This window comes from Rudanella paleaurantiibacter (assembly GCF_009184635.1).
Classification (GTDB): Bacteria; Bacteroidota; Bacteroidia; order Cytophagales; family Spirosomataceae; genus Rudanella; species Rudanella paleaurantiibacter.
The window spans coordinates 426,458-451,081 of sequence record NZ_WELI01000002.1 but is presented as its reverse complement, the minus strand read 5'-3'; the positions used below and the strand labels follow the sequence as shown (position 1 = coordinate 451,081).

The window sequence follows — 24,624 nt, the reverse complement described above, 5'->3', positions numbered from 1 at the left end:
GAGGATGGCCACGAAGCAAGACCTTCGCAGGCAGTTTCTGGGGCTACGCCGGGCATTGTCAGCGGAGGAAGTATCGCGTCGGAGCAAAACAATCTGTACGCAAATTGTGCAGGCGGCTCTGGTACCAGCCGCTGGGGGGAACGTCCATATCTTTCTGCCAATTGTCCGCCAAAACGAGGTTGACACCTGGTGGATTATTCGTTGGATTTGGGCTGAGTGCCCGGCGGTGCGCGTGTATGTGTCTGTCACTGATCCGGTACGTCATACCCTTACGCACTACCCACTCATGCCCGATACACCCTTAACCGAGAATCGTTGGGGAATCCCGGAGCCGGTGCGTAACGCACAAGCCGTACCCAGTGAGCTGTTCGACCTTGTTTTTGTGCCGTTGCTGGCGTTTGATGGGCGAGGGCACCGGGTTGGGTACGGCGGTGGCTACTACGACCGCTTTCTGGCCGAATGCCGCCCCGATTGCCTGACGGTCGGATTGTCGCTGTTCGAGCCGGTGCCCCAAATCACCCACATTGAACCAACCGATGTGCCTTTACATGCCTGCCTGACGCCCGAACGGCTCTATAGGTTTCGCTAAACTCTCGGTTTAGAAGCTGAATACGCCGATTTTAATGCCTCAATAACAATCCTTCGATAATCCGGGCGTATTTTTGCGTTTGGCCGCATAAACGGTCAAATTCACAAAAAATCAAGTATATTTTTATGAAAATCGCAGTCGTTGGGGCTACCGGCCTGGTCGGTAGCGAAATCCTGAAGGTGTTGGAAGAGCGTAACTTCCCCGTCACCGAACTCATTCCTGTAGCTTCTGAGCGTTCGGTGGGTAAACAGGTTGAGTTTAAGGGTAAACCCTACACGGTCGTGAGCTTTGAAGATGCGATTGCGGCCCGCCCGGCCATTGCGATTTTCTCAGCGGGAGGGAGCACCTCTACGGCGTTGGCCCCCAAGTTTGCCGAGGCTGGTATCACCGTTATCGACAACTCATCGGCCTGGCGTATGGACCCCACCAAACCGCTGGTGGTGCCCGAAGTAAATGCTAATGTGCTGACCGCCAACGATAAAATTATTGCCAACCCCAACTGCTCGACCATTCAGATGGTGGTGGCTCTGAAGCCCCTGCACGAGCGGTATAAAGTAAAGCGCGTAGTTGTATCGACCTATCAGTCGGTAACGGGTACGGGTAAAGCGGCTGTAGATCAGTTGTTTGCCGAGCGTAAAGGCGACAGCAGCGTGGATAAGGTGTACCCGCACCCTATTGACCTGAATGTACTACCCCACATCGACGTGTTCCTCGATAATGGCTACACCAAAGAGGAAATGAAGATGGTGAACGAGACGAAAAAAATCATGGGCGACGATACGATTCGGGTAACGGCTACTACAGTTCGGATTCCGACCATTGGTGGCCACTCGGAAGCAGTCAACGTGGAGTTTGAAGAAGAATTTGACCTGGCCGAAGTGACCGAACTCCTGCGCAATGCCGAAGGGGTGGTGGTTCAGGACGACCCCGCTAATAAAGTGTACCCGATGCCCCTCACGGCGCATGGGCGCGACGAGGTGTTTGTAGGCCGGATTCGGCGCGACGAAACCCAGCCCCGTACACTTAACTTCTGGTGTGTAGCTGATAACCTCCGCAAAGGTGCGGCCACCAATGCCGTACAAATTGCCGAGTATCTGGTGAAGCACGATTTGGTATCGGCCGAGGCAGCCGCTGCTTAATGGCAGGTTCCTGGAGCATCTTTGCAAAGCCCCGCTTCCCGAAGCGGGGCTTTTGCGTTGGGGCTGCGGGTTTCCGGCCACGCGCTTTACCGACCACCTACCATAGAATGGTCACCAATGAACCACACGGGCGTTAGCGTACCTGTTTATTCGCTATTTTGTGCACAACAGTGACGTAAGTGGCTGGTTGATACTGCCCACCTGTTGCGAGGAACGCTTAAAACAATCAGACGCGACTAATTCACACAAAATGAGCAATCCGGTTATTCAGATTCAGGGGCTACATAATTACTACGGCTCCACGCATATTCTGAAAGGTATAGACCTGACGGTAGAAGCCGGGCAGGTAGTCGGGTATATCGGCCCGAATGGTGCCGGCAAATCGACCACCATCAAAATTTTGATTGGTTTACTGGCAAACTTTTCGGGGCAGGTTTCGGTGCTGGGGTACGATGTCAAAGAAGACCCTATTGCTGTGAAAAGCCGGATTGGCTACGTGCCCGAAAACGCGGCTCTATACGATACTCTCACCCCGCTGGAGTATCTGGCCTTTATCGGGCAATTGTATGGCATGGATGAAGATACCATCCGGTACAAAGCGCATGATTTGCTCTCTCTGTTTGAACTGGGTAGGTATGCCGACGCCCGAATGACCACCTTTTCGAAAGGGATGCGCCAGAAAGTGCTGCTCATTGCGGGTATGCTCCATAACCCCGAAGTTATCTTTCTGGACGAACCGCTGTCGGGCCTCGATGCTAACGCTGTGGTGTTGGTGAAGGCTATCATCCGTCAGTTGGCCGATGCCGGTAAAACCATCTTCTACAGCTCGCACATCATGGATGTGGTCGAGAAAATTTCGGACCGGATTATTATCATCAATCAGGGGCAGGTCATTGCCGACGGTGCGTTTGCCCAGTTACAGCAGCAACATAGTGGTTCGCTGGAGCAGTTGTTTGGACAGCTGACGGGCAACGAAGGCCAACAGGATGTAGCTACTGAGTTTATCAATACCCTGAACAAATAGCCGCTCATGAAATCAATTGTGATGGGATTGGTGAGGTCGCTGGTTCCACTTTGGCGTATTCTGGGAGCCGATCCGGTCGCTTTGCAGGCCATTGTGGAGGTTAAGCTAACTATGGATAACCGTCGGTCATACACAGCGCTGGGCCGGTATGGGCAAGGGCAAACAGGCGACAAAAACCATCAGTTTTTGGCTATTCTGGGTGTTTATGCCCTTTTCGGCTTGTTTGTGGGTGGGGTTGTACTGCTTGTTCCGCCCAAAACGGCCATGTTTATCCCATTGGCGGTTTCGTTTGGGTATATCATGCTGTTCTGCGCCATGACCCTGCTCTCCGACTTCTCATCGTTAATTCTCGATTCTGCCGACAACCAGATCATTTTGCCCCGGCCCGTGAGCGGACGAACGCTTCTGATGGCCCGGATTGTACACATTGCGGGCTATCTGTTTGCTATTACACTAGCTTTATCGTTGGTGAGCCTTGTGGTAGTCATGTACCGGTTCGGGCCGGTAGCTGGGCTGGTTTTTCTGGCGATGGCCTTGCTGGCGTCGATGTTGATGGTGTTTCTGACCAACGTGTTTTATCTGCTCCTGATGCAGTTTACGAGTGAAGAGCGGTTGCGGGAAGTGATCAATTATTTTCAGATCGGGATGGCTGTTCTGTTTTACGGCAGTTATCAGGTGCTGCCCCGGCTGATCGACCCCGAAATGTTTCGGCAGGCGGCCGAGTGGCAAACCTGGTTTTATGCTGTACCGCCTATGTGGATGGCCGGGGCCGTCGATATGGTCATTCAGCCTGCCTTTGATACTAACCACGCCCTCCTTGCCGTGCTGGCTGTTGTTATGCCGTTTGGAGGCTTGTGGTTTATGAGCCGGGTGCTGGGGCCGGTGTTTAATGTCAGGCTGGCGGGTTTGGAGCAGGACCAACAGCCAACAACCGCAACCGGGGCCGCCCGGCCGCCGGGCGCACTCATGCAACGGTTGAGCCGCGCCTTGACCCGAACACCACTCGAACGAGCCGCTTTTGGTCTAATATGGGCCATAACCGCCCGCGACCGCAAGTTCAAGCTGAAAACCTATCCACAGCTGGGCTTTGGGTTGGCGTACATCATCGTCATGTCGACGGGAACCCTAAGCTACTCAGGTCGCTCTAATATTTTCTATCTGTTTGGCCTGTATTACACCGGTTTATTCTTGATGACGGCGCAGTACCAACTGGCCGCATCGGACGATTACAAAGCGGCCTGGGTGTACGGAAGTACGCCCATCAGTCGGCCCGGTGAGATTCTGTCGGGGGCTCTGAAGGCCCTGATTACGAAACTGATGGTGCCTTTTTACGGACTGGTGGCGGTGTATATCCTTTGGCGATACGGCTTTCATACCCTTGACGATATTCTGCTAGCTTTCAGCAATTCGCTCATCATCATCATGTCGGCCGCGATGCTCAATGAGCGCCGACTACCCTTTTCGAGCACGCAGGATGTGATTCGACAGAACAATACGGCCCGGAATCTGGTGATTTTACTGGTAATGGGGCTCGTTGGGGGGGCTCATTATGGTCTTAGTCAGTTGCCTTACGCGGTAGGGGTATCTATACCGGTATCGGTGGGTATTTTTTGGTACTTGTTTCGAATGTACCGGCAAACAGACTGGTCACAGATTTCATTTGAGTAGCCAGCCCGGTGTTGTAATTCCCCATTTTGCTTGTTGCCCCAAAAAAAGACCGCAACTAGGTTAGCTGCGGTCTTTTATGTACCGAAAGCGAAACGCAAACGGGTTAAACTTGGCTTTGTTGAGACTTCACATAAGGGAATGAACAGTGTAGAATGTACAATGCAAGAGCCGACCGTTAACAGGTAATCGAATTATTCATTATGCATTTTACATTGTTCATTCATTTAAGTCTTGACCATTAAATAAAGCGACCTCCTTTTTGTGCTGAGCATTGTAGTAATGCCCAAAGTTGAAAAGGAGGTTCTTTCCTTGTTTGTTTCCAGCTTTTAACAGCATTTATAGCTAATGGCAGGCTGATAATACATTCAATTTTAGTGATTTATCTATATACCGATAACTAAAAAGTATATTGTTTGTTATACTATGCATTCTTAAAAAAGTACTTTAGTCTATCGATTTATTTATAGATACTCCCCAAAGGCTCTTGCTCTTTTTGTGTCGGTGGACTGCTTACTTCAAGGCACCTACTTTCTGCCTTTATTACGCACGCTGATTTCATATCCAACGGATTTCTTTTACTCCTGCTTCCGATAAAAGGAGCTATGAAATCCCGTAATCATCACCTCTCAACTTATAATCTCATGGCTGATTCTACGTGCATGGAAGACCTTTCCAGGTTTAGCCGCCTACAACAGAGGCAGCTTATTGCTCTACTGTTTACAGTTGTGTTTTGCTTTGCATCTTTGGCTAATGCTGTAGCTCAGTGTGACTTAACCCTGACGCCGACTAACATAGACCAACCTACCTGCGGAGCTAATGACGGTAGTTTTAGGGTAGAAGTCGGCGGTATTACCGCTCCCTATCAGTATACGCTCACTAAGAGTGTTGGCGGTACTTTTGTTTTACAGGAGAACGGTACGCTCCTTGCGGGTACGCTCACCTTTGATTTTCTGACTGCCGGGACATACAAGGTGATGATTGCTAAAGGGGGCACCTGTTCGGGCGAGGTTACCGTAGAGCTTCCACAAACGGCCCTAACGCTGACACCGACAAACATAACCCAAGCTACCTGTGGGGGCAAAGACGGCAGTTTTAGGGTAGAAGTCGGTGGCATCACTGCCCCCTATCAATATACGCTGGTGAAGGACGTTAGTGGCAGTCCAGTCTTACAAGAGAACGGTACGCTCCTTGCGGGTACGCTCACCTTTGTATTTCTGACTGCCGGGACATACAAGGTGATGATTGCCAAGGGGGGGACTTGTTCAGGTAGTGTGACCGTGGAGCTTCCACAAGCGGCCCTAACGCTAACGCCGATAAACATAACCCAAGCTACCTGTGGAGGTAACAATGGCAGTTTCAATGTACAGGTGGGTGGCATTACCGCTCCGTATCAATATACGCTGGTGAAGGACGTTAGTGGCAGTCCAGTCTTACAGGAGAACGGTACGCTCATTGGAGGTACGCCTACGTTTGTATTTCTGACTGCCGGGACATACAAGGTGATGATTGCTAAAGGGGGTACTTGTTCGGGGAGTGTGACCGTGGAGCTTCCACAATCATCCCTGACGCTGACACCGACTAACATAAATCCCCCTACCTGCGGGGCTAATAATGGCAGTTTCAATGTACAGGTGGGTGGCATCACTGCCCCCTATCAATATACGCTGGTGAAGGATGTTAGTGGCAGTCCAGTCTTACAAGAGAACGGTACGCTCATTGGAGGTACGCCTACCTTTGTATTTCTGACTGCCGGGACATACAAGGTGATGATTGCCAAGGGGGGGACTTGTTCAGGTAGTGTGACTGTGGAGCTTCCACAACCATCCCTGACACTGTTGGCCCCTACTTATGACTGTGCTACTGGCGCCTTTCGGTTCAATACGTGCGGGGGCGATGGTAGCCCCATTACCTTCTCCGCTATTGGCATCACGGGGCCAACTACCAATCCTAATGCGTTTGTAGATACTGAGCTGCGTACGGCGATCGATGCACAACCTTTACTACTCCGGGCTACTCAGAGTGGAGTCACTGTTACGTATGTTTGGAATATCCGAGCTCAATGCCCGGTCATTCCATCAGGGGGAGCTTTGACACTATTAGCCCCTACGTATGATTGTACCACTGGTGCCTTTCGGTTCAATACCAGCGGTGGTGATGGCAGTCCCATCACCTTCTCTGCTATTGGGATCACCGGTCCGACTACCAATCCCAATGCGTTTGTAGATGTCGAGCTACGAACGGCTAACGATGTACAACCCTTGCTACTCCAGGCAACTCAGAGTGGAGTCACTGTGACGTATCTCTGGGATTTGAAAGCGGCTTGTGGCCGGGCACGACTTGGTGCGGCCGAACCTGATCGACAATTGAGAGTAAGCGTATTGGGTAATCCTGTAGTGAGCGAACTAATACACATCGAGGTAAATGGAGCTGGTAGCCAGCCCCTGTGGGTTACCTTGGTAGACCAACAGGGGCGCCGGGTAAGTGAGGAACGTGTTGATCAGGCCTTAGCTACACAGCGACTTAGCATAAAGTCGGGGCATACGGCAGGGGTCTATCTGCTTCAGGTATCTACTCCCAGCCAATCACAAGTAGTGCGGGTGCTGAAGACTCAATGATATAACCAGATGAGTTTAACATAAGGGAATGAACAATGTAAAATGCATAATTGGGCTGCCTACTGACAGTCAGTCCTTATGCATTTCACATTGTTCATTATACATTTAATTCTGCTCCTCTACATACAATACCAAACATGGGTTATGCTGGGTTTTGAAGAGCTGGATAATATATAAACTATTGAAAATCAGAATAATGTTTGACTCGGAAAGGAGGCTGCTTTATCACGACTAGTTGGGGCATCAACAAAATTCGGAATGACTCCGGAGAACCAACCAAGAGGCTTTATGTAATAGTTTTCTCTGAATTTATGACCTCTTTTCTCCCCGCCTGAAAAGACAAAGACCGCAGCTAAATTAGCTGCGGTCTTCTATGTGCCGAAGGCGAGACTCGAACTCGCATGCCCGTGAAGGCACACGCCCCTGAAACGTGCGTGTCTACCAATTTCACCACTTCGGCAGCACATTCCCCCGTGTTGGGACTGCAAATATAGAGGCTCGATTATAGCTTTTGCAAGCCTTCAGCCCTAATTTTTTTTACAAATTTACAGCCTCGTACATATCCGGTATTTCGACGTGCTGAAAACCAGCATCTTGTAATTTCTCTTTCCAGATCTGCTGTTCGTCGTAGTCGCCGTGAACGAGAAAAACCTTCTTCACCTCGGCCGGATTCTGGCAACTTAAGTAGTCAAGCATTTCGGCATAATCGGCGTGGGCGCTCAGAGCATCCATTACTGCCACCCGAGCCCGTACATCAAATGTTTCCCCAAAAATTCGCACCTGCTTGTCGCCCCGTTTGAGGGCCCCACCCAAGCTACTTGGCGATGCGTAACCGACCAGCAAAATCGTGTTGCGGGGATCTTCAATATTGTTTTTGATGTGGTGTTTGATACGACCCGCTTCGGCCATGCCCGAGGCTGAAATAATGACACACGGCCCCGGACGGTCGTTGATAGCTTTAGAATCAGCTACTTCCGATACATAATGCAGGTTGGGGAAATCGAAGGCATCGCCATCTTTGTGAATGTACCGCAAAATCTCGGGGTTGAAACAGTCCTCGTTGTCCTGCATCACCCGCGTTGCTTTGACCGCCAGCGGGCTGTCGACGTACACGGGCAGCACGGGTAGGAGGCCTTCGCTGGCGAGCTGGTCGAGGGCGTAGACAACCTCCTGCGTACGGTCGACGGCAAAAGCGGGTATAATCAGTTTACCCCGGTTTTTGACGCAGGTTTGCTCCACAATACGCAGCAAATGCGCCTTCATATCGGTTTCGGGTTCATGCAGACTAGCCCCGTACGTTGACTCGCAGATTATGTAATCGGCCTGCGGAAATGGTTCGGGCTTGTGGAGAATTTTGTCGTTAGGCCGACCGATATCTCCACTGAAGAAAAGCCGCTTGGTATGTCCGTCTTCTCGTATGGTGAGGCTGATAGCCGCACTACCGAGCAGGTGGCCCGCGTCGGTGTAGAGAACCTGAATGTCTTCGTTGAGCCAGAATGACTCGTTGTACCGTATGGTGCGGATCTGACTCAGGGCCTGCTCCACGTCGCCCACATCATACAGCATATCAAGCAAAGGGCGGCCCTGACGTTGACGCCGTTCGTTGACTCGCTTCAAATCCGTTTCCTGAATATGGGCGCTGTCGAGCAGCATAATATTGCACAAATCGGCCGTTGCGTGGGTGCAGTAAATCGGCCCTGTAAACCCCTGCCGTACTAGCCGGGGGACGAGACCCGTGTGGTCGATGTGTGCGTGTGAGAGCAACAAGTAGTCGACATCGGCCGGGTTGAAATGGAAGTTCTGATTCAGGTCGTCGGTGTCGATACCCTGAAACAGGCCACAGTCGAGAAGAACTTTAGTGCCTTTCTGGGTAGTGATGAGGTGTTTACTGCCGGTGACGGTGCGGGCGGCACCCATAAATTGAATTTTCATGAAAAGCTGGATCTTGGATTTAGGACGTTAGACGACCAAAAGTTGGGTAGGCTACAGGTAATTTGGTACAACATGCGCCCACAAACCTGTAGCGAAAAACGTTAGTACTTCCCGATTCGGGTTTAGAATGTTCAATAGAGCCTGATAGCTTTGCAAATTATCAAATTAGGTTAAAACGAAAGCCGATTGGCTATGTTCAGCGTACAAAAATGGGTTGCTATCTGGGCTAAAGTTCCTGTTTGGCGTCGGCGGCCGGTACAGCTTATAGTAACCGGGTTGCTGATGGCTTTGTTACTCGACTGGGCCTTCCCGATCCGAACGGCCGTGCCGTATTCGCCCGTGGTGGCAGCGGCTGATGGGTCTGTGCTGCACGCGTTTTTGAGCCGCGACGATAAATGGCGGTTGTACGCCCAAACCGCCGAGATTACGCCCGTACTGCGCGAGGCTATTCTGTTCAAAGAAGACAAGTATTTTTATTATCATCCCGGTATAAATCCGCTGGCGCTCATGCGGGCGCTGGGCCGGAACGTGCTCCGGGGGCGTCGGACGTCGGGGGCGTCGACCATCACAATGCAGGTGGTTCGGTTGTTGGAGCCCCGTGAGCGTACTTACCTGAGCAAGTTGATTGAGCTGGTGCGGGCATTGCAACTGGAGCTGCACTATTCCAAAGCCGAGATTTTGCAATTGTACCTTAACCTGCTACCCTACGGAAGCAACATTGAGGGCATCAAGTCAGCCTCGATGCTATATTTCGGAAAACCGCCCCAGCTGCTCAGTTTGGCCGAGGTGACCACGCTCACCATCATTCCCAACCGGCCATCGAGCCTGCGCTTGGGCGTGCGTAATGAGCAGGTCCGGCAGGAGCGTAATCGCTGGCTTCGGCGGTTTGGTGCGCAGGGTTTGTTTTCGTCAGCCGCCATTGCCGATGCCCTCAGCGAGCCACTCACCGCCCAACGGCGGGCGGCTCCGCAACAGATGCCCCATTTTGCCCGCCGATTACTGAGCGAAAAGCGTATGGAACCAACGGGTATTATTCGGACGGCCATTCGGCCCGCCATGCAGTCCGGGGTTGAGCGGCTCGTACAAAACTACATTAACCGGGTACGGGCTTACAATATCCACAATGCGGCCGTGCTGGTTGTGGATAACCAGACCCGAAAAGTGGTTGCCTATGTTGGGTCCGCCGATTTTTATAATGTATTTGATGGGGGGCAGGTAGATGGCGTTCGGGCGGTTCGTTCGCCCGGGAGTACCCTGAAACCCCTGCTGTTCGGGCTGGCATTTGATGCGGGCCTGATTACACCCAAGTCGAAACTGAACGATGTGCCAACCAATTTTGGCGGCTACGAACCCGAAAACTACGACCGTCGGTTCAACGGCCCGGTTACGGCCGAGTTTGCGTTGGCCAACTCGCTCAATGTACCGGCCGTGAAACTACTCCGGGACATTGGTACGCCCACATTTGTGAAAGCCATGCAGAAGGCTGGCTTTTCGACCGTAAGCAAGCAGGCCCGCGATCTGGGGCTTTCCATGATCTTGGGCGGTTGCGGAGTCACGCTCGAAGAGCTGGTGACGCTCTTTACCGGGTTTGCCAACGAGGGGCGCGTACAGGCGCTGCGGCTGGTCGAAACACCGGAAGGGGAGCCACGGGCCGGGCAAGCGGTTCTCTCACCCGAGGCCGCTTATCTGGTAACGAATACCCTGACCCAGATTACCCGCCCCGACTTACCCAATAACTTCGACAACAGCTACCACCTGCCCCGAATTGCCTGGAAAACGGGAACCTCGTATGGTCGGCGCGATGCCTGGAGTATTGGCTACAACCGGCGGTACACGATCGGGGTGTGGGTTGGGAATTTTTCGGGCGTGGGTGTGCCCGAACTAAGCGGAGCCAATACGGCCACACCACTGCTGTTTGGACTTTTTAACGCGCTGGACTACAACTCGCCCAAAGGGTGGTTTCGGCCACCAACGGCCCGCTCCGACGCCCGGCTGGCCCTGCGGCAAATTTGCCCTGAATCGGGGGCGGTTCCCAACGACTCGTGTACGGCGCGGGCCGTTGATTATTACATCATGGGGGTTTCGGGTAGTACGCGATGTACGCACCAAAAGGTATTTTTTACCGATTCGGCCGGCTGGGTGTCGTACTGCGCCCATTGTTTGCCCCCGCGCGGGACCATCCAGCGCACGTACCCGAATCTGGTCCCCGAACTCATTGCTTACTATGTGGTCAAGCGGATTCCGTACGAGGCTCCGCCCCCGCATAACCCGGCCTGTGAGCGCTTGTTCGACAATGAGGGAGGCAATGCCCCGCTCATTACGTCGCCCAATCACGGTAGCGAGTATTTCATCGATCCCAAGCATCCGACGTCTATCCAGCTGGCCTGTCAGGCGGCCAATGATGTACGAGCGGTGTACTGGTATCTGAACGATAAACTGTTACGCAAAGCAGATCCTACCGAAGCCGTTTTTATCAATCCACGGCCGGGCCTGTACAAACTATCGTGTGCCGACGACCGGGGTCGGCATACGGATATCCGAATTACGGTGAAAAGTGAGTAGCTGTCGTCTAAACCGGATGGTGGCTTTGTTTTGCCGGGAAATTGTGGCACTTTTCGGAAATCAATTTCCCTAAATCTATCATGAAACGCTTATTGGTGTTGGCCGTTTTGGGCCTCTTTTCATTGACAACGTACGCGCAGTCGGCACCTGCCGATCCGGCTCAGGACCCCTCTGCTTTGACGGGTGCTTTTTTCAAGGCCATGCAGGATGAAGACAGCAACAAAATGCAGTCGATTACGACAGATGATTTCAGTATTGTCAACTTCGATGGCAACACGGCCGACCGCGATCTGTTGGTGCAGGCTCTGAGTGGCGGGCATCTGACCGTAGATACGGCAACGCCCTCAGGGATGCGGGCTCGGTCGTACAACAACGATGCCGCCGTGGTGACCGGCACAACCAAGTTTAAAGGGTCGCTTCAGGGGCAGGCTTTGCAGTCGGACGTGCTTTTTACGGCGGTATGCGTAAAGCAGGGGAATGGCTGGAAGGTGGCCAATGTGCAGTTTTCGCCTATTCGGTAAGTGCACCAAACCGATTTATGACCCGCCGGTACCCACTGGCGGGTCTTTTTTTGCTGAACATCTGCCATCTTTGTCGTTCCAAAACAGGTTGGGTGTTGACAGCCCAGAAGGTTGAAATTGAAAGGTGATTAATCGGTATGCATTCTTTTGGGGAGTGATTTTCTGGCTGTGTCTGTACACACAAGTACAGGCCCAGAGCATGCCTCCCGTGACCATACCGCAGGGCCACTTTCTCACCGATTCGTTTGAAATTGGCCGGCCGTTCCGGTTCGCTCTGAGTTTCCGGCATGCGGTTACCGAGGATGTGCTTTTCCCTGATTCGACCCATTTTAGCCCGTTTTTACTCCGCGAAACCGTTGTGCTGCCCACCCGTACGGCCGACGGCATCAGTGTCGACAGTGCGGTGTACACGCTGGTTTCGTTCAGTACGGAGCCGCAGCTTATCCTGCGTGTGCCATTGTACATAGTGGGTTCGGCCGACTGTACTACGGTCTATTCATCGGTCGATACCGTTTTCTTTCGGTCGAAACTGATGTCGGCTCGGCCCGATACCTTGCAGCTCCGGCCCAGCCTGAAGGTGGTGCCCCTTCGGCAAGAGCTTAACTACCCCGTGTTGCTTGTTACGCTTACCGTGATCGGCATAGTGGTTGGCCTGATCTATGCGTTGTTCGGTCAGGCACTTAATCGGCAATGGAAGTTATGGCAATTACACCGGAACCATCTACGGTTCTTGCGCCGGTACGATAAGTTGGTTGGGGCGATTAAGCCAGAAACCGCTTCTGACCTGGCCAATCAGGCCGTCGTGCGCTGGAAACGGTACTTAGAAAAGCTGGAGCAACAGCCATATCTGACCATGACAACCCCCGAAATCGTGAGTCAGATTCAGGCGCAGGAAACATCGGAGTTGGCTTCGCCGGCTGCGGTTGAAAACGCACTGAAAACCACCGACCGGCTTATTTACGGCGGTACGTTTACCGACGAGTCGGGGCAGGCCTTACAATTGCTACGCGAGGTGGCTATCCGAACTTACCAGCGTCGGCGGGTGGTACGAACCCAACCACGCCCGTCAGTGCCCGACCCTCAATTGCCCGAATCGGTATGAATCAGCCTTGGTATTCGCTTTCGTGGTTTAGCCCGCAACAGTGGCAGCAATTTCATTTCGAGAATCGGCTGGTACTTTATGCTATTCTGGGGTTTGCCTTACTGTTTTTGGTACGAAGTGCGCTCAATGGCCGGGCGCGTCAGCAATTAGCTCTTTCGTCGGGGCCGAGGGTAGGTAACCGGTCGCTCTGGCAGGTGGGCCGCTACCTGCTACCAGGGGCATTTTTCCTGGGCGTATGCTGTATCTTGATCGCATTGGCCCGGCCGCAGGTAATTCAGGAGCGCCGGGAAGAACAATCGCCGGGTATTGATATCATGCTGGCCATTGATGTATCATCGTCGATGGCCGAAACCGACCTGAAACCCAACCGGCTGGCCGCGGCCCGGCGTGTTGCCGAAGATTTTGTGCAGGGTCGTAAAAACGACCGCATCGGTCTGGTTGCCTTTGCGGGCGAGGCTTTTTCGTTATGCCCACTCACCACCGATTACACACTACTGCGCCGGTACCTGACCGACCTTAACCAACGCCTGATTCCGGCTTCGGGAACGGCCATTGGCGATGCCTTAGGGCGGTGTATTAATCGAATGCGTGATGCTCCAACAACCGATACTGCGTCGACCGGGAGTAAGGTAGTGATTTTGCTCAGTGATGGCGAAAATACAGCGGGCAACATTGACCCTATGCTGGCGGCCAAGCTTTCCAAAGCGTACGGGATTCGTATCTATACCATTGCCGTTGGGCGGCCGGTGGCGGCTGCTTCAGCGGTTGATACACTGGCGCAGGTGTCGGCTGTTGACGAGGGGGTGTTGAAAGCCATTGCCCGTACGGCCGATGGAAGCTATTACCGGGCTACCGATGCCCGCCAACTGAAGCAGGTATTTGCCCGCATCGACCGGCTCGAAAAAGCGCCGGTACGCGTTCGGATTTATCAGGATGTGCAGGAGTATTACCGGGTTTACCTCAACTGGGGTATTCTGTTTTTACTGGGGGCTTTGCTACTCAAGAGCACTATTTTTGGAAATGTACTGGAAGACTAAAGACAGTGAACAACGAACAGTGAATAACTGACAACGAACAACTACCAGTCGGCAATCGCCCACTGTTAGTTGCCCACTGTTAGTTGCTGGTTGTTAACTGTTCACTGTTGGTTGAAAAATGCTTTTATCTCATTACAACGCTACCCTGACCGAAGCCGGGCTCGACGAAGTAGGCCGGGGATGCCTGGCTGGGCCGGTGGTGGCTGCTGCTGTGATACTTCCGTCGGCGTATGGACACCCTATTCTGAACGACTCCAAGCAACTTACGCGGGGGCAACGCGAACAGGTGCGGCTCGACATCATGCGCGATGCCGTAGCTTGGGCCGTAGCCGAGGTGTCGAACGAAGATATTGACCGGATTAATATTCTGAAGGCCAGTTTTCTGGCGATGCACCGCGCCGTCGATGCGTTGACGGTGCGCCCCGAGCACCTGTTGGTCGATGGAAACAGGTTTGTGCCTTACCCCATGATTCCGCACACCTGTATTGTCAAAGGCGATGCTAAATTTCTGTCGATAGCGGCTGCCTCGGTGCTGGCTAAGTGCTACCGCGATGAGCTGATGGAACAGTTAGGGCAGGAGTACCCTCACTATGGATGGGGGCAGAACGCCGGTTACCCAACGCCCATTCATCGGGCGGCTATCCGGGAACATGGCCCTTGCCGGTGGCACCGAATGTCGTTTCGGTTAGTTTGACAGGGCTACTTTGGGCCGCTTGAACAGAGGCACCGTACTGCACGGCTCACCGAACATGAGCGATTGCACTACCGGTTTAAGCAATCGGGTTACTTCTACATAAGCAGCCGTCGGTACAGGGACTTTGCTACACCCTTTAACCACTACCCGGGCGTCGCGGTAGTCGTCGGGGTTGATTTGGGCGATAGCGTCGAAGTAAAGTTTTTCTTCTAGGTCTTGCAGGCTACCAAACACCACCATGTGGGCGTGAGGCTGCAAGTGCAGGGTCAGCAGCATATATGCCCAGGTGGGCACAATTGCGTCTTCAGAGCAGGTAACGGCTACATTTTTCCCGTTGTACTGGCTCCAGTCGTGCGTTTTCAGAAACTCCCGGAAATCTTTCTCTTTCAGAATTAACCCCATGTAGAGGTTGTCTTTCAGGTCATACACGACCCGCTCACCGGGGTGGTAAAGCTCCTCAAGGTCGAGGGTGACAAGTCCGCTATTGGCTACTCGATTAACAATTTCCATGTTTTCAAGGCGTGATAATAAATGTGTAATGCGTAATGAGATGGGTTGAGATTAATCCAGTCATCATTACGCATTACACATTACGCGTTATTTCTTACCCTGCTGGTACCGCTTCTCGGCCGCGTTCCAGTCTACCACGTTCCAGTAGGCACCGATGTAGTCGGGCCGACGGTTCTGGTATTTCAGGTAATAGGCGTGCTCCCACACGTCCAGACCAATGATCGGGAAACCTTTCGTTTCGGCAACGTCCATCAGCGGGTTGTCCTGGTTAGGCGTAGAGGTCACCGCGAGCTGTCCATCGCTCGTAACAATCAACCAGGCCCAGCCTGAACCAAAGCGGGTAGTAGCGGCTTTCGCAAATTCTTCTTTGAAGGCGTCGAATGAGCCGAATTTCTGATCGATAGCCGCGGCCAGTTCGCCCACGGGCTGACCACCACCGTTGCCCGATAGGGTGTTCCAGAACAGCGTATGGTTGTAGTGGCCACCGCCATTGTTGCGGACGGCTACCGGATATTGGCTCACATTGGCCAGCAGATCCTCGATCGACTTGTTCTCCATTTCGGTGCCCGAAACGGCATTGTTAAGGTTCGTCACGTAGGCGTTGTGGTGTTTGCCGTGGTGAATCTCCATCGTCTGTTTGTCGATGTTAGGCTCAAGCGAATCGCTCGGATAAGGCAGAGGATCTAATACAAATGCCATTGCTCAAAAAGGATTATGATGATAAATAGACTTCGTCGGTTTAACACGAAGCTTTTGGTTTATGTTCACGGCGGCTGAATAGTGAAAGACGGAATGAACAAAAGCGTGCGTTTCCGTGCAGAACAGGATGCGCTACCGCATTCGGCCAAAGAACTGTTTAAGTAGCTGACGGCTTTCGTCGGCCAATACGCCCGTAGTCAGGCGAGTTTTGGGGTGAAGTAAATTCCCCTGAATCTGACTGTAGCCCCGCTTTTCATCTTCAGCTCCGATCACGATTCGGCTCATCTGACTCCAGAACAAAGCGCCCGCGCACATCACGCACGGTTCGAGCGTCACGTACAGGGTACAATTGGTGAGGTATTTGGCATTAAGGTAGTTGGATGCCGCTGAAATAGCCAGAATCTCGGCATGGGCCGTCACGTCGTGGAGCCGCTCGGTCTGGTTATAGCCCTTCCCAATGACGCGGTTGTTGCTTACGACAACGGCTCCCACCGGAATCTCACCGGCTTCGGCAGCCTGCTCGGCCAACTCGAGGGCCATTGCCATAAAGTACTCGTCGGTAAATAGGTTTCCCATACAGGCGTGTGGTTTTGGGCAAAACCCGGTTACGCAAATAGCCAGCCTTTAACAACGGTAGAGCCGAACTCTGTCCGGATTGTTAAAGACTGGCTACTGCTAAATGTACCCGGTTACTGTTTCAGTACCCGGCGAGTTGTCTGTTTATCGCCTACCCGAACATTCAGGAGGTAGACGCCAGCGGGCTTATCGCTCAAATCCAGCGTAGACTGCCGGTCGCGGGTAAGCTGCTGAAGTACCTGCCGACCATTGCCATCGGTAAGAATTACGGTTGCGCCCTGACGCGGTAACGGCACGTCGATTTCGATCGTCAGTGTGGTGGTTGTCGGAACGGGGTACGCTTTCACGGCTGATCCGAGAGGGTCATCTTCCAGACCCAGAACCGGTAGTACCCGAACCACTGCCGTGCCGGAAACAGCCCCGGGACCGCAGTTGTTACGCACCGACACGAGTCTGTACGTGTTGTTGCTAAGGGGCCGAACTTCGAGCGGATGCGGGTTGGCATTGGTGGTCACCTCGGCATTGCGGAGGCTATCGGCATAGGAGAAAGTCCAGGGGCCATCGCCTGTGAAGCTAATACTCAATCTTGCCGTTGTGCCTTCGAAAATATCCTGCGTACCGGTCAGAGTGGCCGAGGGGAGCGGCCGTACATTCAGGAGCACCGGACTAGGTCTACCCAATACTGCAATGCCGGGGTTCGAAGCAACAACCCGCACGTAGTAGAGCCCTCCGCTCAAACTGCTTGGGATGGTGGCTGTAATAGGCCCAACCGATGCATTGCCCACCCCTACCGTAGTCGAAGCGCGGCCTGTGCTATCGGTCGAAACCTCAACCCGGAATACGTTACCTGTATTGAACTCGCCTGTGGTGGTAAATGGCACCGTCAGGTTGGTGCCGGCGCAAAGTACCGATGTACTCAATTGGTCGGTCGTAATGGTTGGTATACGAACCGTCACGGTGGCCGTGGCTGGGCTGCCGGGTAAACCTGTTCCGCAAACGTTGGATACGCTTGCAACCTGATATACGGTTGTTTGCGAGGGCATCACGTTGACCGTCGCCAGGGTATCGGTGGCTGTTCCGGTAGTGCCGTCAGAGAGGGTGTAGTTGAACGGAGGAACACCCGTAAAACGGAGTTGAAGCGGAGCCGTTCGGCCGAGATTGACCGAAGTTGTTCCTAAAATAGCCAGCGTTGGGTTGGTATTCACAAACAACCGGATGCCTGAGCGGGGGCTGTAACAGCCGTTAGAACCAATCTGGTACACAAAGAACGAACGGCCACCCGGGGGAGTTGGATTCAGGGTAAACGGCGTTGGGGCGTCGTTGGTCAGGTTGCCATTGGGGTCAATCCAGCGAAGCTGCGCGCCCTGCTCGGCCGTTGCCCGGAGTGGAGTGGCCACATCGTTACGGCAATACGTAACCGAGGTCGCACTGACCACGGGAGCGGGGGTTGTCTGAATCCGAACATTCAGAGTGGCACGGGGACCCTCACAGTTTTCGACCGTTTGCGAAACGCCAAATGAATAGGTTCGTACCTGATCAATCTGGGGAGTAGGGGCATTGGGAAACTGATTACCATCCGTATTGTACCACCGTAAATTCTGGCCTTGGGCCGTTACCGGCGGTACCGATTGGGCGGGTTGGTCTTGCTGCACCTGGCAGTATGCAATATCGGAGACACCCGGCGCCGAAGGCAGTGCCTTAATCCGAACATTCAATGTGGCTCGGGGACCTTCGCACTCTTCAAGAGTCTGGGTTATCTGATACGTCAGCGTAGTTACCGTGCCGGTGGGTGGGCTGGGCGCGGTGCCGCTTACGTTACCCGATGGATCGTAATAGCGTAGATTAACTCCTTGTGCCTGAATCGGCTGCGAGGGGGCGTTATTGCAAAACTCCAGAGGGGCTACAAAAGGCGCACCGGGCCGGGGTTTCACCCGAACGGAGAGTGTCGCCCGAGGCCCTTCACATCCATCGAGACGCTGACTGACATAGTAGAATAGGGTCTGCGCCGTGCCGTTAGGAACACTTGGTGCTGTCGATGAGCCGGTCCCATCTTGTGCCGTAGGATACCAGAACGCCGTTGCGTTAGGAACTGTAGAGGCCGACAAAACAGGCGGTTGGTCATTCTGGCAGAATACGGAGTTGCTGACACCCGGCGCGTCGGGAGTATCTTTAACGGTAACCGGAATAGCTGCGCGGGGGCTTTCGCAACCGTTCACAACCTGGCTGACATAGTAATTGGTCAGACCAATCCGGTTCACGTCGATGGCCGACGGGCTGCCCGATGCCGTACCGCCGGTTGCACTTTGGCCGTACCACCGTAGCGATTGACCACTGGCATTAAGTGTGGGGGGCGTGAAGCCTTCACAAAGTGGAGCAGGAGGGGTAGCTGTTGGCGGTGCCGGGATGGCATTGACAATCACAACGGCAGTAGCACGTGGGCTTAGGCACCCATCATTACTGGTTTGAGACACTGAGTAGCTTAACGAAGCAGGTGCCGTGGTGGCTGGCGACGGCGCTCCGCCCAATTGGGCTCCAGTGTTATCAAACCAGGTTAAGTTAGTACCCGTAGCCGACAATGGACGTGGGGCATCGCCCACACAGCGGCTCAAATCGGTAGTAACTGTAGGCGCATTAGGGGTGCTAAACACCCGAACTGAATAGGCCGATGGTGCACTAGCGCAGTTGTTCGCGTCGAATTGCCGAACGTAATACGTGTAGGTGTTCGGGAACTGAGGAGAAGCGGGTGTGCCAATCTGATTATTACCAGCGGCATCAGAATACCAGCGAACATTTGAGCCGCTTACTGTCAGTGAGGCTGGGCGGGCCGCTTCGCAGTACGCCAGCGAAACCGGTGCAATGGCGGCCGGCGACGCGTTTACCACAAATTGTACGGTGCTTCGGGCCACACTTTCACAACCATTGTTGATCGCACTCACCTGGTAGGTAGTTGTGCCGGGCGTGTTGAGCGATACGGTGGGGGCAGTTCCGTTGTTTGGCAGTAGGGCGCCTGTACTTGTGTACCAGCGGAAACCGGTTCCGTTTGGGCTCAAGGTTTGCTGGGCCGTACTTTGGCAGAATGCCTGCGGAGATGGTACCGCTGGAGCCGATGGGGTGGCATTAATAGTGACTGTGATTGGCACTCGGTCACTCTCACAACCTGTTGTGTTCTGGCTGACGTAAAAAGGCCCGACTGAACCGGCAGTTGTGGTGGGTGGTACCGTGGGCGAGCTGCTGGGCGACGGATTGTTAATATTGGTGCCGTACCAAAGGAGATTCGTGCCGGTTGCGTTCAGTGGAGCCCCCGCAACACCCTGACAATAACTAGGCTGAGCCGGTATAGTTGGGTTAGGCGACTTTGCCACCACTGTAATCGTTACCGCGCGGCCGGGGCTCTCGCACAGCCCCACCAACTGCGTAACCGTAAAGGTTTGGTTACCAGACCCCGTTGCATTAAATGTGTACGGACTACCAGTAGCAACTAGTTGCCCGCTTGAATTGAACCACTTCAGATTGGTGCCACTAGCGGTCAGGGAGACGGGCGTACCCGCGCAAATTTGTCCCGCAGGGCTCGCTACGCCCGCTGTGGGGGCTAACGGTGACACGTTTATGGTAATCAGAGAGCTGATCCGTGCCGGGTCGCTCGACACCACCCGAATCCGGTAACTACCGGCTACCGTGTTGGCTGGTATTACACCGGCCATGGTGATGGTAGTTGGCGTACTGGGGCCATTGGTTTGGGTAGCCAGCACAACGGGGCTGGCCGGGAAGTTGCCCGTGTTATCGGAGAGCTGAACCGTAAAGGTGTTGGAAACTTTGAATACACCTGTTGTAGAGAACGGAACACTGACGCTACCGCCCGGAGCAACGCAGGGATTGGGGTTGGGTGGACCGATAGCAGTAATGGATTGCGCCATGATACGTACTCCACTTATCAACAACACAAACACGGTCAACCAACTATACTGGTAGAGCAATCTAATTTTCATAATGAACGTACAAGAAGTGCTGGTTCAAACCTGATAGGTTTTGTTCGAAATAAAGAAAAGGTCTTAATGCTGGTGTAAGAGAACCTATTAGCAAAAATCTGGCCATCTGTAAAGAAGAAAAGATCGGTTCGGACGCGCTGGTATAGGTCCAAACTGTAAAATTATCTGGTTTTATGATTTTTCAGGTGACGGGAGCATCTTAAAAAAAGGATTGGCTCATAAATCAGGCGCAGACAGGGGAAGGCTGGGAGCAGAAGCCGCCTGGTATACAAGTAAAACGACGGCCGTGATCTTAATCGCGAACCGGCTCAGGTCGGGTTATACTTGCCCGACATGGGTATCTTACCCATAACGTCTATGGCTCAGCGTAATCAGGCTTCGTCCTGTTCACTAGTGCATGTAATATGAGGCAGATTTAGGGGGTGGGGTAATGTGCAAGAAGTATTTTAAATGTATTGGTTATTTACTGGAGTATTTACAGAGTGATTTTGTGAAAAAGCAGACAAAAAAGCGAGCTGCGAGAGGTTGCAGCTATGACTTCATTCATTCCTAATAAATAAAATTTTGTGATAGTCTTTGTGGAATGATCCTACCAAAAGCATCTATCAGTCAAATCACGGCCTACTGCCTGTGAGTAAGTAACACTAAAACCTATTGAAAGACCAATGAACAAGGCCCCTCCTAAATTACAATTTGCGTGTTTGGACGAGCACAGGCTGATGTGTTGTTTAACAAGCGATTATGTTCGGCAACTAGATAGAGTCCGTAGATTGGTTTTCCTGAAAAAGTTATAATTCCTATAGCCGGACTACTACTTGGGTTAAATTTTTTGGTTGCGTGACTTGCATCGAATTGCCCGCAAAGCCCTACTTTTGTCTAAGCCTTGAGAGGTGTTCATCAAAATTTTATTGCAGCAAAAGCAACCATTGTAAAATTTTTGACTTTTTTTGACGAGCGAAAATCAAACTTTCAATTTAACCCTACAGTACAAGTTCAATGAAAACACAGAATCCTGCTCCAGCTCCAGCTAAAGTTGCCGCCCCCAAGAAAAAGTCTGGTGGTTTGAATCCGGTGTTAGTTATCCCGATTCTGTTGGTGATCGGTCACTTGGTTTATTACTTCATCTTCGGTGATGGCAGCCACTTCCAGGATGGCGACAACACGAAGCAGCCTTTAGCTGGTGACTTCTTTGGCATTATCTACAAAGGTGGTTTTATCGTACCGATCCTTTTCACCTGCTTCTTGTGCGTATTGGTGTTCTCGATCGAGCGTTTTATCACGATCGGCCGTGCTAATGGCTCAGGTTCAGTAGATGATTTCGTTGTGAAGGTGAAAAGCCTGCTCGACAAAAACGAAGTAGAAGCAGCCATCCGCGAGTGCGACAAGCAGAAAGGCTCAATCGGTAACGTTGTGAAGACCGCCCTGCTGAAGTATCAGCAACTGGCTACCGACAACGAACTGACGAAAGAGCAGAAACTGGCTGCCCTCTCAAAAGAAGTTGAAGAAGCGACAACGCTCGAACTGCCGATGTTGGAGAAGAACCTCGTTATCATCGCAACCCTGGCGTCTGTATCTACCCTGATCGCCCTCCTCGGAACGGTATTGGGTATGATCCGTGCCTTCTCGGCGATGGGTGCTACCGGTCAGCCTGACACGGCCGCTCTGTCAACGGGTATCTCTGAGGCCCTTGTAAACACGGCCGTTGGTATCGGTACGGCAGCTATTGCAACGATGATGTACGCTTACTTCACCAGCCGGATTGATGCGCTGACGTACAACATCGACGAAATCGGTCTGAGCATCCAGCAAAACTTTGCCGCTCACTACTAAGAAGCGCAGAGTTAGTACGGTTCTCAGCTTTTCACTTTAATTCGAACGACACATGCCACGAGTAAAACCCAAACGACATGGGGCCAGCATGGACATGACCGCGATGGTGGACGTAGCCTTTCTGCTACTAACCTTCTTCATCCTGACCGCCCAGTTCCGGGCGCAGGACGCGGCAGCCATCGAGACCCCCTCGTCGATCTCCGGCATCAAGGTGCCCGATAAGGACATCATGACTATCAGCCTGAGTAAGGAAGGGAACGTGTATTTCGGTATCGACAATCAGCAGAAGCGTCTGGATATGCTCGACAATTTTGCTGCTGCCAATGGCTTGTCGTTTACTGACAAAGAGAAAAAAGCGTTTAGCCTTCTGTCGAGCTTCGGAATGCCTAAAACCCAGTTGAAGGCGTTTTTGAATCTGGATCCTGAAAAACGCAATGCCTATAAGCAACCCGGTATCCCAACCGATTCAACGGGTGCAGGCGCTGCCAACGAACTGAAAGATTGGGTGTTTAATGCCCGCAAGGCAAACAACGATCTTCGGATCGCGCTCAAAGGTGACAATCTGGCGAAGTTCCCGAACTTCAAAAATGTATTGTCTACATTACAAGCGCAAAATATCAATAAGTTTAACCTGATCACGGGTACGGAAGCGCCACCCGCCGGTTGGACAGCTGACTAAAACGGTTCGTTGTTTGTAGTGTATGGTTGAGCATACGTTTACCCATACACTACAGGCAACAAGCCATAAACATTCTGTAATACCATGTCAGAAATAGACACCTCCGGTGGGGGTGGTGGTAAAGGCGATGGTAAGGTACGGTCCAAAAAGGCGTCAACCCGAATTGACATGACGCCCATGGTTGACCTGGGATTTCTCCTGATTACCTTCTTCATCCTGGCTACTACCCTCAGTAAGCCGTCTTCAATGACGCTTAACGTTCCGGATAAAACCAAAACGGAAGAAACGGAGCCAATCAAGGCTTCAAACGTAATGACCATCTTCCTGGGTAAGGATAATAAGGCGCACTACATTTTCGGTAAAGCGGCTAACGAAGATCCGGAAGTAAAAACGGTAGGTTACGGTTACGACCTGCGCAAGGCTATTCAGGAAGAAGCTCGTAAAGTACCTGCTGACAAGTTTGTAATTGTAATTAAGCCAACCAAAGAATCAACCTACCGAAACATGGTAGACATTCTGGACGAGATGGCCATTACGAAAACCAAACGATACGCGTTGGTTGACGAACTGACAGCCGATGAAAAGGCTCTCATTAAAGACAAACTTAAGTTAGACGTATAATACACAATGGCAGAAACGACAGCAAAAGCAACACTGGATGATATAGTGTTTGCGAACCGGAACAAAGCCTATGGTGCTTATACGCTGCGGAAGGACTATCCGCGTACGGTAGCCCGGGCTCTTCTGATTGGCGCTGTGATTTTCACCTTGGCCACCCTTTCGCCGACAATCATCAACGCACTGTCTTCTGACAATGCCGATGAGCAGGCTATGGTGGAAGTGGACCTGATGAAATTGCCACCACCGCCAATTGATCCGAACGAACCACCGCCACCGCCACCACCACCGGTTGAGTTGCCAAAGGTGAACACGGTGAAGTTCCTCCCGCCCGAAGTTAAGCCGGACGAAGAGGTTCCTGAAGAGACGCCCCCTCCGGCAGTTGAAGAACTGAAAGAGGCTGTAGCCGCTGAAAAGACGCAGGAAGGTGACCCCAACGCCGAAGAGGTGATTGTAGCCCCTGAAGAAACAGCTGGTCCTACGAAAGTCGAAGTAGCCGTTGAAGCGCCTGCCCCGAAAGAAGATGAAGTCTTCACCGTGGTAGAACAGCAACCCGAATTTACGGGTGGTATGGCTGCTCTCTCGTCTTACCTGAGCAAAAACCTGCGTTACCCAGCTGCTGCTCAGCGGGCCAACGTATCGGGCCGTGTATTCGTTAGTTTCGTTGTAAACACCGATGGTAGTATTCAGGACGTTCAGGTTCTGAAGGGCCTTGGTTTCGGAACGGACGAGGAAGCCACCCGCGTAGTTAAAGCCATGCCTAAGTGGAAGCCAGGTAAGCAGTCGGGCCGTCCGGTACGTGTAAAGTATAACCTGCCCATTAACTTCCAGTTGGAGTAATGC

19 protein-coding genes and 1 tRNA gene are annotated in these 24,624 nt (G+C 52.6%); 14 read left to right on the top strand and 6 right to left on the bottom strand.

The annotated features are described in order from the left end of the window. The first annotated feature begins 4 nt into the window (after window positions 1-4). The 5 genes from F5984_RS06640 (at window position 5) to F5984_RS06620 (ending at window position 7,035) form a co-directional block, all read left to right on the top strand. Entirely contained in the window at window positions 5-589 is a 585-nt protein-coding gene (locus F5984_RS06640; RefSeq protein WP_152123478.1) for a 5-formyltetrahydrofolate cyclo-ligase, read from the top strand. A gap of 125 nt (window positions 590-714) precedes the next feature. Next, window positions 715-1,728 carry an aspartate-semialdehyde dehydrogenase gene (locus F5984_RS06635; protein ID WP_152123477.1) on the top strand — a complete coding sequence of 338 codons (1,014 nt, stop codon included), beginning with the start codon at window positions 715-717 and terminating at the stop codon, window positions 1,726-1,728. Between the two features lie 250 nt (window positions 1,729-1,978). Beyond that, a complete protein-coding gene (locus F5984_RS06630) occupies window positions 1,979-2,752 on the top strand; it encodes an ABC transporter ATP-binding protein (RefSeq protein WP_152123476.1) in 774 nt (257 codons plus the stop codon). Between the two features lie 6 nt (window positions 2,753-2,758). After that, window positions 2,759-4,420: a hypothetical protein gene (locus F5984_RS06625; protein ID WP_152123475.1), complete on the top strand. Its 1,662-nt coding sequence runs from the start codon at window positions 2,759-2,761 to the stop codon at window positions 4,418-4,420. 743 nt (window positions 4,421-5,163) lie between these two features. Further along, entirely contained in the window at window positions 5,164-7,035 is a 1,872-nt protein-coding gene (locus tag F5984_RS06620) for a T9SS type A sorting domain-containing protein (RefSeq protein WP_221412956.1), read from the top strand. Window positions 7,036-7,411: 376 nt separating this feature from the next. Here the strand turns inward: F5984_RS06620 and F5984_RS06615 are convergent. Together F5984_RS06615 and F5984_RS06610 are read right to left on the bottom strand one after the other, a co-directional pair. Further along, a tRNA-Leu gene (locus F5984_RS06615) sits at window positions 7,412-7,495 on the bottom strand. Between the two features lie 77 nt (window positions 7,496-7,572). Continuing rightward, window positions 7,573-8,967 carry an MBL fold metallo-hydrolase RNA specificity domain-containing protein gene (locus F5984_RS06610; RefSeq protein ID WP_152123473.1) on the bottom strand — a complete coding sequence of 465 codons (1,395 nt, stop codon included), beginning with the start codon at window positions 8,965-8,967 and terminating at the stop codon, window positions 7,573-7,575. 192 nt (window positions 8,968-9,159) lie between these two features. On the opposite strand from F5984_RS06610, the gene pbpC reads away from it, so the two are divergent. The 5 genes from pbpC to F5984_RS06585 all read left to right on the top strand — a co-directional run bounded on the left by pbpC (window position 9,160) and on the right by F5984_RS06585 (window position 14,883). Continuing rightward, window positions 9,160-11,529, top strand: a complete 2,370-nt coding sequence (pbpC, locus tag F5984_RS06605; protein WP_152123472.1) for a penicillin-binding protein 1C — start codon at window positions 9,160-9,162, stop codon at window positions 11,527-11,529. Between the two features lie 80 nt (window positions 11,530-11,609). After that, window positions 11,610-12,050: a nuclear transport factor 2 family protein gene (locus F5984_RS06600; protein WP_152123471.1), complete on the top strand. Its 441-nt coding sequence runs from the start codon at window positions 11,610-11,612 to the stop codon at window positions 12,048-12,050. 199 nt (window positions 12,051-12,249) lie between these two features. Beyond that, on the top strand, window positions 12,250-13,152 hold the full coding sequence (locus F5984_RS06595) for a hypothetical protein (RefSeq protein ID WP_152123470.1): 903 nt from the start codon (window positions 12,250-12,252) through the stop codon (window positions 13,150-13,152). Further along, window positions 13,149-14,189 carry a VWA domain-containing protein gene (locus F5984_RS06590; protein ID WP_152123469.1) on the top strand — a complete coding sequence of 347 codons (1,041 nt, stop codon included), beginning with the start codon at window positions 13,149-13,151 and terminating at the stop codon, window positions 14,187-14,189. The genes F5984_RS06595 and F5984_RS06590 overlap by 4 nt, the downstream gene beginning before the upstream one ends. 118 nt (window positions 14,190-14,307) lie before the next feature. Continuing rightward, window positions 14,308-14,883, top strand: a complete 576-nt coding sequence (locus F5984_RS06585) for a ribonuclease HII (protein ID WP_152123468.1) — start codon at window positions 14,308-14,310, stop codon at window positions 14,881-14,883. Here F5984_RS06585 and F5984_RS06580 read toward each other — a convergent pair. From F5984_RS06580 to F5984_RS06565, 4 genes are all read right to left on the bottom strand, one after another. Further along, a complete protein-coding gene (locus tag F5984_RS06580; protein ID WP_152123467.1) occupies window positions 14,875-15,393 on the bottom strand; it encodes a DUF2480 family protein in 519 nt (172 codons plus the stop codon). The two genes, F5984_RS06585 and F5984_RS06580, sit on opposite strands and share 9 nt — an antisense overlap. A gap of 87 nt (window positions 15,394-15,480) precedes the next feature. Then, a complete protein-coding gene (locus F5984_RS06575; protein WP_152123466.1) occupies window positions 15,481-16,092 on the bottom strand; it encodes a superoxide dismutase in 612 nt (203 codons plus the stop codon). A 132-nt stretch (window positions 16,093-16,224) separates the two neighbouring features. Beyond that, on the bottom strand, window positions 16,225-16,668 hold the full coding sequence (locus tag F5984_RS06570; RefSeq protein ID WP_152123465.1) for a nucleoside deaminase: 444 nt from the start codon (window positions 16,666-16,668) through the stop codon (window positions 16,225-16,227). A gap of 113 nt (window positions 16,669-16,781) precedes the next feature. Beyond that, window positions 16,782-20,654, bottom strand: a complete 3,873-nt coding sequence (locus F5984_RS06565) for an Ig-like domain-containing protein (protein WP_152123464.1) — start codon at window positions 20,652-20,654, stop codon at window positions 16,782-16,784. A 996-nt stretch (window positions 20,655-21,650) separates the two neighbouring features. Between F5984_RS06565 and F5984_RS06560 the strand changes: the two genes are divergently transcribed. The 4 genes from F5984_RS06560 to F5984_RS06545 all read left to right on the top strand — a co-directional run bounded on the left by F5984_RS06560 (window position 21,651) and on the right by F5984_RS06545 (window position 24,621). Then, on the top strand, window positions 21,651-22,484 hold the full coding sequence (locus F5984_RS06560; RefSeq protein ID WP_019989328.1) for a MotA/TolQ/ExbB proton channel family protein: 834 nt from the start codon (window positions 21,651-21,653) through the stop codon (window positions 22,482-22,484). A 52-nt stretch (window positions 22,485-22,536) separates the two neighbouring features. After that, window positions 22,537-23,163: an ExbD/TolR family protein gene (locus tag F5984_RS06555; RefSeq protein WP_152123463.1), complete on the top strand. Its 627-nt coding sequence runs from the start codon at window positions 22,537-22,539 to the stop codon at window positions 23,161-23,163. An 84-nt stretch (window positions 23,164-23,247) separates the two neighbouring features. Next, complete coding sequence (locus tag F5984_RS06550) at window positions 23,248-23,784, top strand: ExbD/TolR family protein (RefSeq protein ID WP_152123462.1); 537 nt, start codon at window positions 23,248-23,250, stop codon at window positions 23,782-23,784. Window positions 23,785-23,790: 6 nt separating this feature from the next. Then, on the top strand, window positions 23,791-24,621 hold the full coding sequence (locus F5984_RS06545; protein ID WP_152123461.1) for an energy transducer TonB: 831 nt from the start codon (window positions 23,791-23,793) through the stop codon (window positions 24,619-24,621). The last annotated feature ends 3 nt before the right edge of the window (window positions 24,622-24,624 follow it).

Bases quoted from the DNA above. Each gene is read 5' to 3' on its own strand.
- F5984_RS06640 (WP_152123478.1), top strand. From the start codon at position 5: ATGGCCACGAAGCAAGACCTTCGCAGGCAGTTTCTGGGGCTACGCCGG.
- F5984_RS06635 (WP_152123477.1), top strand. From the start codon at position 715: ATGAAAATCGCAGTCGTTGGGGCTACCGGCCTGGTCGGTAGCGAAATC.
- F5984_RS06630 (WP_152123476.1), top strand. From the start codon at position 1,979: ATGAGCAATCCGGTTATTCAGATTCAGGGGCTACATAATTACTACGGC.
- F5984_RS06625 (WP_152123475.1), top strand. From the start codon at position 2,759: ATGAAATCAATTGTGATGGGATTGGTGAGGTCGCTGGTTCCACTTTGG.
- F5984_RS06610 (WP_152123473.1), bottom strand. From the start codon at position 8,967: ATGAAAATTCAATTTATGGGTGCCGCCCGCACCGTCACCGGCAGTAAA.
- pbpC (WP_152123472.1), top strand. From the start codon at position 9,160: ATGTTCAGCGTACAAAAATGGGTTGCTATCTGGGCTAAAGTTCCTGTT.
- F5984_RS06600 (WP_152123471.1), top strand. From the start codon at position 11,610: ATGAAACGCTTATTGGTGTTGGCCGTTTTGGGCCTCTTTTCATTGACA.
- F5984_RS06595 (WP_152123470.1), top strand. From the start codon at position 12,250: ATGCCTCCCGTGACCATACCGCAGGGCCACTTTCTCACCGATTCGTTT.
- F5984_RS06590 (WP_152123469.1), top strand. From the start codon at position 13,149: ATGAATCAGCCTTGGTATTCGCTTTCGTGGTTTAGCCCGCAACAGTGG.
- F5984_RS06585 (WP_152123468.1), top strand. From the start codon at position 14,308: ATGCTTTTATCTCATTACAACGCTACCCTGACCGAAGCCGGGCTCGAC.
- F5984_RS06580 (WP_152123467.1), bottom strand. From the start codon at position 15,393: ATGGAAATTGTTAATCGAGTAGCCAATAGCGGACTTGTCACCCTCGAC.
- F5984_RS06575 (WP_152123466.1), bottom strand. From the start codon at position 16,092: ATGGCATTTGTATTAGATCCTCTGCCTTATCCGAGCGATTCGCTTGAG.
- F5984_RS06570 (WP_152123465.1), bottom strand. From the start codon at position 16,668: ATGGGAAACCTATTTACCGACGAGTACTTTATGGCAATGGCCCTCGAG.
- F5984_RS06565 (WP_152123464.1), bottom strand. From the start codon at position 20,654: ATGAAAATTAGATTGCTCTACCAGTATAGTTGGTTGACCGTGTTTGTG.
- F5984_RS06560 (WP_019989328.1), top strand. From the start codon at position 21,651: ATGAAAACACAGAATCCTGCTCCAGCTCCAGCTAAAGTTGCCGCCCCC.
- F5984_RS06555 (WP_152123463.1), top strand. From the start codon at position 22,537: ATGCCACGAGTAAAACCCAAACGACATGGGGCCAGCATGGACATGACC.
- F5984_RS06550 (WP_152123462.1), top strand. From the start codon at position 23,248: ATGTCAGAAATAGACACCTCCGGTGGGGGTGGTGGTAAAGGCGATGGT.
- F5984_RS06545 (WP_152123461.1), top strand. From the start codon at position 23,791: ATGGCAGAAACGACAGCAAAAGCAACACTGGATGATATAGTGTTTGCG.